This is a genomic window from Streptomyces sp. NPDC054770, assembly GCF_053611985.1.
In genome coordinates this window covers 127908-140422 of sequence record NZ_JBSHBL010000013.1, presented here as the reverse complement: position 1 = coordinate 140422, position 12515 = coordinate 127908, and the positions used below count along the sequence as shown (strand labels likewise).

Annotated in this window: 12 protein-coding genes; 8 read left to right on the top strand and 4 right to left on the bottom strand. The window is 74.0% G+C overall.

Annotated features, from left to right (window positions below):
* Positions 1–53: 53 nt before the first annotated feature.
* Together ACWGKQ_RS14985 and ACWGKQ_RS14980 are read right to left on the bottom strand one after the other, a co-directional pair.
* Entirely contained in the window at positions 54–1103 is a 1050-nt protein-coding gene (locus tag ACWGKQ_RS14985; protein ID WP_453292332.1) for an amidohydrolase family protein, read from the bottom strand.
* A 296-nt stretch (positions 1104–1399) separates the two neighbouring features.
* Positions 1400–1765, bottom strand: coding sequence for a MerR family transcriptional regulator (locus ACWGKQ_RS14980; RefSeq protein ID WP_453292331.1), 366 nt, complete (start codon positions 1763–1765; stop codon positions 1400–1402).
* An 89-nt stretch (positions 1766–1854) separates the two neighbouring features.
* Between ACWGKQ_RS14980 and ACWGKQ_RS14975 the strand changes: the two genes are divergently transcribed.
* From ACWGKQ_RS14975 to ACWGKQ_RS14955, 5 genes are all read left to right on the top strand, one after another.
* Complete coding sequence (locus ACWGKQ_RS14975) at positions 1855–2307, top strand: hypothetical protein (protein ID WP_453292330.1); 453 nt, start codon at positions 1855–1857, stop codon at positions 2305–2307.
* Positions 2304–2738 (top strand): nuclear transport factor 2 family protein, encoded by a 435-nt coding sequence (locus ACWGKQ_RS14970; RefSeq protein ID WP_453292329.1) that lies wholly within the window; start codon positions 2304–2306, stop codon positions 2736–2738. Before ACWGKQ_RS14975 ends, ACWGKQ_RS14970 begins: the two co-directional genes overlap by 4 nt.
* Positions 2739–2895: 157 nt before the next feature.
* On the top strand, positions 2896–3951 hold the full coding sequence (locus ACWGKQ_RS14965; RefSeq protein WP_453292328.1) for an enoyl-CoA hydratase/isomerase family protein: 1056 nt from the start codon (positions 2896–2898) through the stop codon (positions 3949–3951).
* 245 nt (positions 3952–4196) lie between these two features.
* Complete coding sequence (locus ACWGKQ_RS14960; RefSeq protein ID WP_293990680.1) at positions 4197–4418, top strand: CbtB domain-containing protein; 222 nt, start codon at positions 4197–4199, stop codon at positions 4416–4418.
* Positions 4419–4440: 22 nt separating this feature from the next.
* Positions 4441–5196, top strand: a complete 756-nt coding sequence (locus tag ACWGKQ_RS14955) for a CbtA family protein (RefSeq protein ID WP_453292327.1) — start codon at positions 4441–4443, stop codon at positions 5194–5196.
* Positions 5197–5304: 108 nt separating this feature from the next.
* Here the strand turns inward: ACWGKQ_RS14955 and ACWGKQ_RS14950 are convergent, their stop codons facing one another.
* Complete coding sequence (locus ACWGKQ_RS14950; RefSeq protein WP_453292326.1) at positions 5305–5961, bottom strand: O-methyltransferase; 657 nt, start codon at positions 5959–5961, stop codon at positions 5305–5307.
* Between the two features lie 153 nt (positions 5962–6114).
* On the opposite strand from ACWGKQ_RS14950, the gene ACWGKQ_RS14945 reads away from it, so the two are divergent.
* Both ACWGKQ_RS14945 and pgm read left to right on the top strand, forming a co-directional pair.
* A complete protein-coding gene (locus ACWGKQ_RS14945; protein WP_453292325.1) occupies positions 6115–6501 on the top strand; it encodes a barstar family protein in 387 nt (128 codons plus the stop codon).
* 120 nt (positions 6502–6621) lie between these two features.
* On the top strand, positions 6622–8262 hold the full coding sequence (pgm, locus tag ACWGKQ_RS14940) for a phosphoglucomutase (alpha-D-glucose-1,6-bisphosphate-dependent) (protein ID WP_453292324.1): 1641 nt from the start codon (positions 6622–6624) through the stop codon (positions 8260–8262).
* A gap of 16 nt (positions 8263–8278) precedes the next feature.
* Here pgm and ACWGKQ_RS14935 read toward each other — a convergent pair whose 3' ends face one another.
* Positions 8279–11602: a BTAD domain-containing putative transcriptional regulator gene (locus tag ACWGKQ_RS14935; RefSeq protein ID WP_453292323.1), complete on the bottom strand. Its 3324-nt coding sequence runs from the start codon at positions 11600–11602 to the stop codon at positions 8279–8281.
* A gap of 215 nt (positions 11603–11817) precedes the next feature.
* On the opposite strand from ACWGKQ_RS14935, the gene ACWGKQ_RS14930 reads away from it, so the two are divergent.
* Positions 11818–12513, top strand: a complete 696-nt coding sequence (locus ACWGKQ_RS14930) for a hemerythrin domain-containing protein (protein WP_453292322.1) — start codon at positions 11818–11820, stop codon at positions 12511–12513.
* The last annotated feature ends 2 nt before the right edge of the window (positions 12514–12515 follow it).

Genomic DNA, 12515 nt, shown 5'->3' with positions numbered 1-12515 from the left:
AAACCCATGACCAAGAGTTCCCTGCCGGTTCACCGGACCTCCGGCAAAGCTGCTCAGTCGGTACCGGGCTGGACCAGCCGGAAGAAGGCGCGGGCACCGGCGCGCCGCACGGCCCGCCGCAGCCGCACCGGGAGCGGACGGGCGGCGGGAGCCGTGGCGGGGGCGCCGGCCAGGCGGGGGAAGAGTGCCTCGGCGTTGCCGCGGTCGACGGCCGCGAGGGTGCCGGGGTCGACACCGCTGTCCAGCCCGTTGGCGAAGTACTGGCCCGCCGCGGCCGGCGCGAACGGCCAGTCGCTGCCGAACAGGACGTGCCCGGGCCGGGCGAAGGCGAGTAGCGTGGGCAGGGCGGCCGGGCTGGAGGAGAGCGCGGTGTCGAAGTAGAAGCCTCGGAAGTCGTCCAGGATGTCCAGGGGGCTGCGCCCGGTGTCGGCCGCGAGGGCGACGGCCATGCGGTGGGAGGCGTACGGCACGAAGCCGCCCGCGTGGCTGAGGACGAACCGGATGCGCGGATACCGGCGCACGACGCCGCCCCGCACCAGGAGATAGGCGGCGCGGGTGGTGTCGAGGAGGAAGTCGGCGGCGAAGGGCGGGACCCCCTCCACGGCGGGCCCGGGCAGCTCGGCCGGGTGGACGAACGCGACGGCGCCGTGCTCGTCCAGGACCCGCCACAGGGCGTCCTGGCCGGCGGTCCCGAGGTAGTCGCCGGCGGTGTTGGCGAGCAGGGTGACGCCGTCGGCGCCGAGCCCGGCGAGGGCGCGCTCGGCCTCCCGGGCGGCCGCGGCGGCGTCCGGCAGGGGCAGGGTGGCGAACCAGCCGAAGCGGCCGGGGTGCCCGGCGGTGAGCGCCGCGGAGAAGTCGTTCAGCCGCCGGGCCAGGGCGGCCGCCTCGCCGGGGTCGGCGAGGAATCCGGTGCCCGGGGTGGAGACGGACAGGATCGCCGTCTCGGTGCCGAGCAGCTCCATCAGCTCCAGCGCCCCCTCCGGACTCCACCCGGGCAGCGCGCGGCCACCCGCCTCGGCGATCCCGTGCGCGGCGAGGGCGTCCCGGTAGAAGGGCGGGATCAGGTGCTGGTGGACGTCGATCCGGCGAGGGGCACTGGTCATGGGGCTGCTCTTCCCGCCGTGACGGCACGTGACCGCCGGGCTGACCGTAGTGGACACTACAATTGGAGTGAACGATACAACAGTGCCCCGTGACGGAAACGGCACGGGGTGGCGGTGATCGGCCGGCGGAGCCGGTGTCTTCGGTGGCCGGAGTGGATGGGTGCATCCGGCGGCCGGTGTGGATCGGTGCACCCGGCGGCTGGCGTGGATCGGTGCACCCGGCGAGTGACGTCGGCCGGTGCCCTCCCGGCGGCCGGCGTCGGCAGGTGCCCGCCGCTCCGCCCGGAGCGCGCCGCTCAGCCGCCCTGAGGGGCCGCCCGCAGCGGACATCCGGTGCCGACGCGCGCGGTCAACTCCCCGCGCAGCGCGGTCAGTTCGGCGATGCGGGCGTCGACGACCGCGATCTTCTCCTCGAACAGCGCGGACAACGCCTCGGCCGTGTCCGGTGCTTCGCCCAGTTCCGCGAAGTGCCGGCCGATCTCGGCCAGCGAGAAGCCGAGGGTCTGCGCGGTGCGCACGTAGTGCAGCCAGGCAACCGTCTCCGGCGGGAAGTCGCGGTAGCCGTTGGCCAGCCGGCTGCCCGTGAGGAGGCCGATCCTCTCGTAGAAGCGGACGGTGTCCTTGCTGATGCCCGCCCGCGCGGCCAGCTCTCCGATGCGCACGACCTGCCCCCACTCGCACTTGACCCTGGACCGTACTCCACTGTCTAGCGTGAGGCCGCCGCAGCCACTCGACCAGCAGGAGCCTCGCCGTGAGCCGTCCGTCCGCCCTTTCCCGCCGCGCCTATCTCCAGGTCGTGCGCGCCAGCGCCTGGTACGACCTCGTCGTCACCGCGGGATTCGCCACACCGTGGACCTACGCCCTGGTCCATGACGCCCTGTCGGCGGCGGGCGGCGCGCTCGGGCTGGGCACCCTGCCCGCGCCCGACCCGATGCAGACCCTCTACGCGAACCTGATGGGCTCGGTCGTGGTGGTCTGGGCGCTCCTGCGGATCGTCAGGCCGCTGCCGTCGCACGGCCTGTTCGACGGCGCGGCCCGGGTCCTGTTCGCCACCTGGCAGGCGTACGCACTGGGGCACGGCGCGCCGCGACTGCTGTGGCCCTTCCTCGTGGCGGAGGCCGCCTTCGGCCTCGCCCAGCTGTGGCCGGGGTGGTGGACCCGGCGGACCGGCCTCGGCCCCGCCTCGTACCCTCACATGCCATGAACGCCACCGCGCACACGGCCGCCGTCACGAACCTGATCGCCAGATACGCGGAGCTGGTCGACGCGGGGGACTTCGCCGGTGCGGGGGAGCTGTTCGCCGACGGCGTGTTCGTCGGCAGCGGCGCGCCGGCCGTGGGGGCCGCGGGCGTCGAGAAGATGCTCCTGGACACGGTGATCCGCTACGAGGACGGGACACCGCGCACCCACCACGCCACCACGAACATCGCCGTCGACATCGACGAGGAGAACGGCACCGCCGCCGCGCGGTCCTACGTCACCGTGTTCCAGGCCCTGCCCGACCTGCCGTTGCAGCCCGTCGCCGCGGGGCACTACAGCGACCGGTTCGAACTCCGGGACGGTCAATGGCGGTTCGTGGCGCGCCGGGTACGGATCCGGCTGGTGGGGGACGTGAGCCGGCACCTGCGTACCTGACCTCCGCGGTGCCGTCCGGGCGCCATGCGACGGGTCGGCGTGCCGGGGACGGAACGGTCGCGAGAAGATCGTCCGAGACCCACGCGTCCCCCGACCCGGAAGGAACCGACGAGATCATGCGCCTCATGGTGGCCCGCGGCCCGGCGGAGGTGTCCGGATGACCGGCGCCGAGGAACCCGTCCTGCTGCACGTCAGCGGACGGGCCGCGCACATCACGCTCAACCGGCCGAAGGCCATCAACGCCCTGTCGCACGCGATGGTGCGCCGCATCGACGAGGCGCTCACCGCCTGGGAGCACGACCCGGCCGTGCGGACCGTCGTCATCACCGGCGCCGGCGAACGCGGCCTGTGCGCGGGCGGTGACATCCGTGCCGTGCACGACGACGCCCGTGACGGCGACGGGTCGGCCGCGGCCGCGTTCTGGCGGGACGAGTACCGGCTCAACGCCCGCATCGCCCGGTACCCGAAGCCGTACGTCGCGGTGATGGACGGCATCGTGATGGGCGGCGGGGTCGGCGTCTCCGCCCACGGCGGCGTCCGGATCGCCACCGAGCGGTCGCGGATCGCCATGCCCGAGACCGGGATCGGCTTCGTCCCCGACGTCGGCGGCACCCACCTGCTCGGCCGCGCGCCCGGCGAACTCGGCACCCATCTCGCCCTGACCGGCGCCCAGATCGGCGCCGCCGACGCGATGCTGTGCGGACTCGCCGACCACTACATGCCGTCCGGCTCGATCGAGGCGTTCGTCGCCGACCTCGCCGCCCTGCCCGTGCCCGAGGCGCTCGCCAGGCAGGTACGGCAGGCGCCGGACGGGGAGTTGGCCGCCCGCCGGGCGTGGATCGACGCCTGCTACCCGGCCGGCACGGTCGAGGAGATCGTCCAGCGGCTGCTCGCGCACGGCGACCCGGCGGCGAAGGAGGCGGCGGACACCCTGCTCACCAGGTCGCCCACCGCCCTGAAGGTCACCCTGAAGGCACTGCGCCGGGCCCGGCGACTCGGCTCGCTGGAGCGGGTCCTGGACCAGGAGTACCGGGTCTCCTGTGCGACCCTCACCAGCCACGACCTGGTGGAGGGCATCCGCGCCCAGGTCGTCGACAAGGACCGCACCCCGCACTGGTCGCCGGCGGCCCTCGCCGAGGTCACCGACGCCGACGTCGAACGCTTCTTCGCCCCGCTCGGCGAGCGCGAACTCGGCCTCGCGCCACCCGCCTGAGCCGCCCCACCGGCCGCCCACCAGGCGCGAGATGAAGATCACGCCTGGTGACGCGGTCTTGGCCGTGCTCCTGACACGCGGTACGGTCTGTCCGATATCGACGACGGCGAGACGGAACCCGGTGGGAATCCGGAACGGTCGCGCCACTGTATGCGAGAGCCCCAGGGCTGTTCGTGAGTCAGACCCGTGGCCGTCGTCCTGTGCACCACCGAGATGGGACGCGAACTCCCAGAGGAGGTCCTGCCATGGCGCAGACCGTCGCTCCGCCGACTGCCAACACCCCCGCCGTTCCGGCAAAGCTGCCGCTGTCCGCGATAGCTCCCTGGGCGGTCTTCTTCGGCATTCTGATGCTGATCCTGCTCTACTTCGTCGGCGCCGAACAAGGCGCCACCTCCGTGTTCAGCGGCACGGACGTCCACGAGTGGGTGCACGACGCCCGCCACCTGCTCGGCTTCCCCTGCCACTGACGCGAGGGGCGCCGTACCACCCATGAACTCCGCAACGGTCCGAAACCTCCTGGTGCGGGGCATGCTCGCCGGCCTGGCCGCCGGTCTGCTCGCCCTCGTCGTCGCCTACCTGCTCGGTGAGCCGAACGTCGACAGGGCGATCAGCTTCGAGGACGCCCACTCGCACGAGCACGAGATGGAGGTCGTCTCCCGCTCCCTCCAGTCCACCGCCGGTCTGGCCACCGGCGTCCTGGTCTACGGCGTGGCCTTCGGCGGCATCGCCGCCCTGGCCTACTGCTTCGCCCTCGGCCGCGTCGGCCGCTTCTCGCCGCGGGCGACGGCGCTGCTGCTGTCCTGCTGTGCGCTGACGGCCGTGTACGTGGTGCCGTTCCTCAAGTACCCGGCCAACCCGCCGTCGGTGGGCGACCCGGACACCATCGGCAAGCGGACCACGCTGTACTTCCTGATGATGCTGCTCAGCGTGCTCCTCGCGGTGGCCGCCACCATCCTCGGCAAGCGGCTCCAGCCGCGGCTGGGCACCTGGTGGGCGACCGTGCTCGCGGTGGTCGCGTTCGGCGTCGCCATCGGGCTGGCGTACCAGTTCCTGCCGGTCATCAACGAGGTGCCGGCGGACTTCCCGGCCACCCTGCTGTGGCGGTTCCGGCTCTCGGCGCTCGCCATCCAGGTGGCGCTGTGGGGCGGATTCGGTCTGCTGTTCGGCGAGTTGGCCGACCGCGTCCTCAACCCGAGGCCGGCGAAGGCGCCGGCCGCCGCGCGCACGGTGCCCGCGGCGCACTGACCGACTCCGCGGCACGCCGAACGCCGCGGCAGACCGAACGACACGCGAGGGCCCCGGAACCGACCGGGGCCCTCGCGCGCTCGTCACCCGCCGTCCCTGCCGTCGGTCTCACGAGCCGCCGGACGGGCCCACCTTCACCGACAGCTCCGTCGAGCCCTTGAGCGGCAGCGAGAGGGTGCGGAAGCCGTTGGCCGGGTCGCGGATGTAGTCCAGGTAGTCGGGCTCGGCGTTGTCGTTCATCACCAGTGCGCCCTGGCGCAGTTGGGGGGCGACGGTCTCCATGATCTGACGGGCCAGCGAGGGGCCCGAGTCGACCGGCCAGCCGTCGATGAGCGCGAAGTCGACGGGCCCGCCCAGGTCGCGCAGCGTCTCCCGGGCGTCCCCGATCCGGAGGTCGACCAGGTCGGCGAGGCCCGCCTCGGCGAGGTTGCCCAGGGCGGTGGCCGCCTTCTCCGGCACGATCTCGGAGCCGATCACCGTGCCGCCGCCGTTGTCGCGGACCGCGGCGGCGAAGTAGAGCGTGGAGACGCCGAGGGAGGTGGCGAACTCGACGACACGGGTGGCGCCGACGGCCCGGCACAGCAGATAGATCAGGTCGCCCTGTGCGGGATGGATGGAGAAGCCGATGTCCGGGAAGGCGTGCGGGTCCCGGATGCCGCTGCGCGGACCGCCCCCGGCGGGACGGCGGTGCTCGGCCCGGATCCGGTCGAGCACGGCCTGGACCCGGGCATCCTGCAGCGGACTGGTGGCGTGCTCGGTCGGCATCCCGAACCCCTCGATTCCTGCGGTCAACACCATCGATACGGTCTGTGGCGTATCACGATATATCGATGAGGGTGTCTGTGGTTCCCCGCGAGGGCCGCAGTGCGCAATCAATGCTTGCGGGCGTCCGGCCGGCGGGGCCGTATCCTTCGGGCCGTGACGGCGACTTATGCACTGGACGGCACCGCGATCCGGACCCTGGAGGACTTCTGGCAGGTGATCGGCGAGGCGGTCAACGGGCCCGGCGGCTACTTCGGCCGCAACCTCGACGCGTTCGCCGACTGCCTCAGCGGCGGCTTCGGCACACCCGACGACGGCGACTTCGTCTTCGAGTGGCGCGACCACGACACCTCCCGCGCGCATCTGGGCCATGCGGAGACCGCCCGCCAACTGGAGCTGAGACTCGGCCGCTGCCACCCGACCAACCGTGCCGCCGTGGCGGCGGAGTTGGCCGAGGCCCGCGCCGGACGCGGGCCCACCGTCTTCGACTGGCTGATCGACATCTTCGAGGAGCGGGCACCCGGCGCGGTACGACTGCTGTGAACCGGGCGTGAACCCGCCGTGTCTTCGGCGCGCGGCCGGTGCCGCACTCGCGTCGATGGCCGCTGACAAGGAAAGATGGGCGACGAGCGATCGATCAACGACTGCGGAGGAAGTGGACTCATGCCGCATGAGCGAGCGGGCCGGCCGGCGGCTCCGGAGGACCTCGTCGACGTGGCCCGGCTGGTCACGGCCTACTACGCGCTGCACCCCGACCCGTCCGACCCGGGACAGCGGGTGGCGTTCGGCACCTCGGGACACCGTGGATCGTCCCTGACGACCGCGTTCAACGAGGACCACATCGCCGCCACCAGCCAGGCCATCTGCGAGTACCGGAGCGGCCAGGGCACCGACGGCCCGCTCTTCCTCGGAGCCGACACCCACGCCCTGTCCGAGCCCGCCAAGGTCACCGCACTGGAGGTCTTCGCGGCCAACGGAGTGACCGTCCTGATCGACAGCGCCGACGGCTACACCCCCACCCCCGCCGTCTCGCACGCCATCCTCACCCACAACCGGGGCCGTACGACCGGCCTCGCGGACGGCGTGGTGGTCACCCCCTCGCACAACCCGCCCGCCGACGGCGGCTTCAAGTACAACCCGCCCAGCGGCGGCCCCGCCGCCTCCGACGCCACCTCCTGGATCCAGGACCGCGCCAACCAGATCATCACGGGCGGGCTGAAGGACGTACAGCGGATCCCCTACGAGCGCGCGCTCGCCGCGCCGACCACCGCCCGGTACGACTTCATGGGCGTCTACGTCGACGACCTGCCCAGCGTCCTCGACCTCGACGCGGTCCGGGCGTCCGGACTGCGCATCGGCGCCGACCCGCTCGGCGGGGCCTCCGTCGCCTACTGGGGCCGGATCGCCGAACGGCACAGCCTCGACCTGACCGTGGTCAACCCGTACACCGACCCCACCTGGCGGTTCATGACGCTGGACTGGGACGGCAAGATCCGCATGGACTGCTCCTCGCCGTACGCCATGGCCTCGCTGATCGAGAAGCGGGCCGAGTTCCGCGTCGCCACCGGCAACGACGCCGACGCCGACCGGCACGGCATCGTCACCCGCGATGCCGGTCTGATGAACCCCAACCACTACCTCGCCGTCGCCATCTCCTACCTCTACCGCCACCGCGAGCAGTGGGCGGCGAGCGCAGGCATCGGCAAGACCCTGGTCTCCTCCTCGATGATCGACCGGGTCGCCGCCGACCTCGGCCGTCAACTGGTCGAGGTCCCGGTCGGGTTCAAGTGGTTCGTGGACGGACTGGTCAGCGGTGCCATCGGGTTCGGCGGCGAGGAGTCGGCCGGCGCCTCCTTCCTGCGCCGCGACGGCTCGGTGTGGACCACCGACAAGGACGGCATCCTGCTGGCCCTGCTCGCCTCCGAGATCACGGCCGTGACGGACAGGTCCCCGTCCGAGCACTACGCCGACCTCACCGCCCGCTTCGGCGAACCCGCCTACGCCCGCATCGACGCCCCCGCCACCCGCGAGGAGAAGGCCCTCCTCGCCAAGCTCTCCCCGGCCCAGGTCACCGCCGAGACCCTGGCGGGCGAGCCGGTCACCGCCGTCCTCACGGAGGCACCGGGCAACGGCGCGGCGATCGGCGGCATCAAGGTGATCACGGAGAACGCCTGGTTCGCGGCCCGCCCGTCCGGCACCGAGGACGTCTACAAGATCTACGCCGAGTCCTTCCACGGCCCCGACCACCTGGCCCGGGTGCAGGAGGAGGCCAAGGCGGTGGTGATGACCGCGCTCGGCGGCTGACGCCCCGGGGGCGCGGTCAGGTCACGAACGTGCGGCGGTGTGCCCGGGCCTCGGCCAGGTCCGCCGCCGCCCGCCGGGCGTTCGCCGCGAGGTGGGCCGAACCCCAGGCATCCGCGGTGAGTTGGGCCAGGGCATAGCCCTCGGCCGCCGCCCGGTCCTCGCCGAGGAGCCGGTGCAGGTCGGCGAGGGCGTGCGCGAGCGGCCGGCCCGCGTACACCGCGCCGGCCACGCCCGCCAGCTGGTCCCGCAGCGGAAGCAGGTGCCCGACGAGGGCGGTCGCCATGTCGCGGTCCCGGTGGAGCACGGCGAGCTGGGCGCGGAAGTCGAGCTCCAGGCCGTAGAGATGGTCCCGCAGCGGCTCCGGTGCGACGGACACGGCCAGGGCCTCGTCGAGCCTGCCCAGGCGGGCCAGGACCAGCGCCCGGACGACCGCGACCGGGGCGCCGGCGGACTCGTACACGGCACGGACCGTCGGCTCGATCTCGGGCGTCCGGCCCTGGAGGAGCCGTATGTTGATCACCGCCAGCGCGCGTAGGCCGGTTGCGTGGTGGGCGCCCACCTGTTGCAGCAGGGTGTCCGCCTCGGCATAGGCGGCCTCCGCCGCGTCGAAGCGCCCGGCCACGGTGGCCAGCATCGCGGAGGTCGCGGCGCTGAGCCCCTGCGCCCACACCAGGCGGTAGCGGCGGGCGAGGACCAGACCCTCCTCGGTGTGTCGCTGCACGGCGGCGGGGTCGTTGCGGGCGGCGGCGGTCATCGAGTCCAGGTTCTCGCAGATCCACCGGTAGGCGGGCAGGTCGTGGGCGACGGCGAGGCCGCGCAGTTCGGCGGTGAGCGGCGCCCGGGCGGCGGCCCGGGTCTCGTGCGGCAGCAACCGGGCCGAGGTCATCAACGCGGCGGCCATCAGCGGGGCTTCGCCGTCGGCACGGGCGAGCGCCAGCTGGACGCGGGCCGCCTCCAGGGCCCGCGGCGGATCCTCGGCGGCGACCGTGTCGACGACGGCCTGGAGGACCCGGGCCCGGGTCGGGCCGTCGAGCCCGGGATCGGCCGCGAGCCCTTCGAGGCGGGCCAGCGCGGTCCGGTCGTACGGTCCTTCGAGCCGGCTGCGCCAGGCCGCGGGCTCGGTCCAGACCCCGTAGACGGCCGCGACCAGGTCGCCCCGGTCGGCCTGTTCGGCGAGTTCCACCGCACGCTGCCGGGTGCGCCGGGCCGCGGCCGTGGCGCCGGTCCGCACCTGCGCGCCCAGCAGTCGTACCAGCAGCTCGATCAGCCGGTCGGGCGGGGCACCGTCGCCGGTGCTCGCGGTGTGGGTGTCGATCGCCTGCCGGATCAGGGTGACGGCGACGTCGTGGGCGTAGCGCCGTTCGGCGGCCTCGGCCGCCCGCAGCGCGTAGTCGACGGCGAGGGGGGCGTCGGCCGCGCTGCCGGAGTGCGCGAAGTGGTGTGCCAGAGCGGTGAGTTCGGTGGGACTGTGGTGGCGCAGCACGCGCGCGACGCGGGCGTGCATCCGGGAGCGCCGGGCGCCGGACAGGTCGGCGTAGACGGTGTCGCGGACCAGGGCGTGCACGAACCGGACGCGGCCCGGCCCGGGTTCGGCGAGCAGACCGGCGGCCAGCGCCGCGTCCAGGCCGTCGAGGACCTGTTCCTCGTCCGTCTCGGCGGCGTCGACGAGCAGCGCGACCTCGGCCTCCAGGCCCAGCACGGCCGTGAGCTGTACGACGGACCGGGCGGCGGCGGGCAGCAGGGCGAGCCGCCGGCGCAGCACGTCACGCACTCCCTGGGGGACCTCGGAGACCGCGACCAGGGCGCCCTCGTCCGCCAGCAGACGGGCGCTCTCCAGGACGTAGAAGGGATTGCCGCCGGTGCGCTCGGCCAGCGCCATCACGGTCACCGGATCCACGGGCGCACCGCAGACGGCGTCGACCAGAGTGGCGGTCTCCCGCGGGGTCAGGCCGCCGAGCGTGATCCGGTGCGGGGCGGCCGGGGCGAGCTGGGCGAGGGTCTTGAGGAGGTGCTCGCCGACCTCGGTGGCCCGGTAGCCGGCGACGGTGAGCAGGGGCACCCCGGTGACGGCGGCCGCCGCCTCGACCAGGGCGAGGGTCTCGGCGTCCGCCCGGTGCAGGTCCTCCAGCAGGACGGCGAGGGGCGCCTGGGAGGCCGCGTCGCGCAGCCAGGCGGCGAAGGCGCGGTGCATGCGGAAGCGGCCGGCGGTGGCCTCGTCCTGGGTCGGGCCGGCCGTGCCCGCCGGCTCCCGCAGCAGCACGGCCAGCTCCTCCGGCCGGGCCGGGGGCACCTCGCGGGCGAGCGCGCCCAGCGCCTCCACCCAGGCCCAGGCGGGCGGCGCGCCCTCGTACTCGGGGCAGCGCCCGATCACCACCCGCCAGCCGGCCTCCCGCAGCCGGGCGGCGGCCCGGTCGAGGAACGCGGACTTGCCCGCCCCGGCCGCGCCCGTGACCAGCACGAGGCCGCCGGTCCGGCGGGCGGTCCGGGCCGCTCCGTCCAGGCTCCGCAGCTCCGGGTCCCGGCCGACGAACAGACCGGGCCCGGTGCGAGCGGTGAGCTCGGCGACGGGCTCGGGCACGGTCGCCCGCAGCACGTCGAGCCGCCCGTTGAGCACGGCGTGCTCCAGTTCCCGCAGGGCGGGACCGGGATCGCAGCCGAGTTCGGCGCGCAGCACGGCGGCGGCGCGGCGCAGCGCGGCGAGGGCGTCGGCCCGCCGGTCGCAGGCCCACTGGGCGAGCGCGAGCAGCCGCCAGCCCTCCTCGCGCAGCGGGCTGTCCCGGACGAGCGACTCGGCGTCGGCCGCTGCCTGCGCCGACCGGCCGGTCCGCAGGTCCGCGGCCACGGCCAGCTCCCGGGCCTCCGCGCGCAGCCCGGTCAGCCGGGCCACCTCGGCGGCCGCCCACTCCTCGTCCGCGTGCTCGGCGAAGGCCGGCCCCCGCCACCAGCCCAGCGCCTCGGCGAGCAGCAGCCGGGCCTCCTCGGCCGGGGCGGTGCGGGCACGCACGACCCAGTCCTCGAACCGCCAGGCGTCCACCGCGTCCCCGGCCAGCCGCAGGGCGTACCCGGGCGCCGCGGTGACCAGGACGGTGGCGGGAGCCCGCGGCGGTCGCCCCGGTTCCAGCGACCGGCGCAGGTTGGACAGGTAGACCTGCAGCGACACGGTGGCCTTGGCCGGCGGCTCGCCCCGCCACAGCGCGTCCGTCATCCGGTCGACCGGTACGACCGCGCCGCGGGCCGCTATCAGCAGGGCCAGCACGGCACGCTGCCGCGGGGCACCCAACTCGACCGGTGTCCCGGCGGCTTCGGCACCCAGCGGACCCAGGACTCGCAAACGCAGCACGCCGCAGGAAACTACCCGAACGCGGCGTCGGACCTGTCAACAGACGTTAAACGCGTGTTGTACGGGGCGGTCGGGCCGACCGCCGGAGCCACCACCGGGCCGGGCGCCGACGCGGGCCCCGGGCCGACCGCCAAGCGGACGCCAAGTGGACGCCAAGTGGGGTGACTAACGGTGGGCGGCTGACCCAGACATCAGATCGTTGGAGCAAGAAGAGCGTGTCCCTCAACAGCAGTCACAGCGCCTCCGCCACCGCCGAGCGTCCTTACACCCACGAAATGGTCGTGGTCCACCGGGTCTTCCGCCGCGAGTCGGCGCTGCTGCCCCGGCTGGTGCGCGCCGTCCCCGACGGCGACCGGACCCGGGCCGCACGGGTCGCCGCCGCCCTGCGCGACTACAACCTCGGCCTGCACCACCATCACCATGCCGAGGACGAGCTGATCTGGCCGCTGCTGCGGGCCCGGGCGGCACAGGACGAGGCGCTGGTGGCGCGGATGACCGAGCAGCACGAAGCGATCGACCGCACCCTGGCAGCCGTCACCGAGTGGACGCCCCGCTGGGAGGGATCGGGAGACCGGACCACCGGCGAGGAACTGGCGCTGGCACTGGACGCGCACCGCCTCTCGCTCCTGGAGCACCTCGACGAGGAGGAGCGCTCGGTGCTGCCGCTGGTCGCCGAGCACCTCACCGTCCCGGAGTGGGAACTGGTCGGACAGCGCGGCCTGGAGGGGCTGCCGAAGAACAAGCGCATGCTGGCCCTGGGCGCGATCCTCGAAGAGGCGACACCCGAGGAGAGCGCCTACTTCCTGGGCAAGGCCCCGCTGATCGGCCGGCTGCTGTGGCAGGCCGTCGGCCGCCGCCAGTACGACTCCTACCGCCGGAGCATGCGCGCTCCGCTGGACGGGGAGGAGTAGAC

Bases quoted from the DNA above. Each gene is read 5' to 3' on its own strand.
- ACWGKQ_RS14965 (WP_453292328.1), top strand. From the start codon at position 2,896: ATGACCGGCGCCGAGGAACCCGTCCTGCTGCACGTCAGCGGACGGGCC.
- pgm (WP_453292324.1), top strand. From the start codon at position 6,622: ATGCCGCATGAGCGAGCGGGCCGGCCGGCGGCTCCGGAGGACCTCGTC.
- ACWGKQ_RS14950 (WP_453292326.1), bottom strand. From the start codon at position 5,961: ATGCCGACCGAGCACGCCACCAGTCCGCTGCAGGATGCCCGGGTCCAG.
- ACWGKQ_RS14955 (WP_453292327.1), top strand. From the start codon at position 4,441: ATGAACTCCGCAACGGTCCGAAACCTCCTGGTGCGGGGCATGCTCGCC.
- ACWGKQ_RS14985 (WP_453292332.1), bottom strand. From the start codon at position 1,103: ATGACCAGTGCCCCTCGCCGGATCGACGTCCACCAGCACCTGATCCCG.
- ACWGKQ_RS14970 (WP_453292329.1), top strand. From the start codon at position 2,304: ATGAACGCCACCGCGCACACGGCCGCCGTCACGAACCTGATCGCCAGA.
- ACWGKQ_RS14960 (WP_293990680.1), top strand. From the start codon at position 4,197: ATGGCGCAGACCGTCGCTCCGCCGACTGCCAACACCCCCGCCGTTCCG.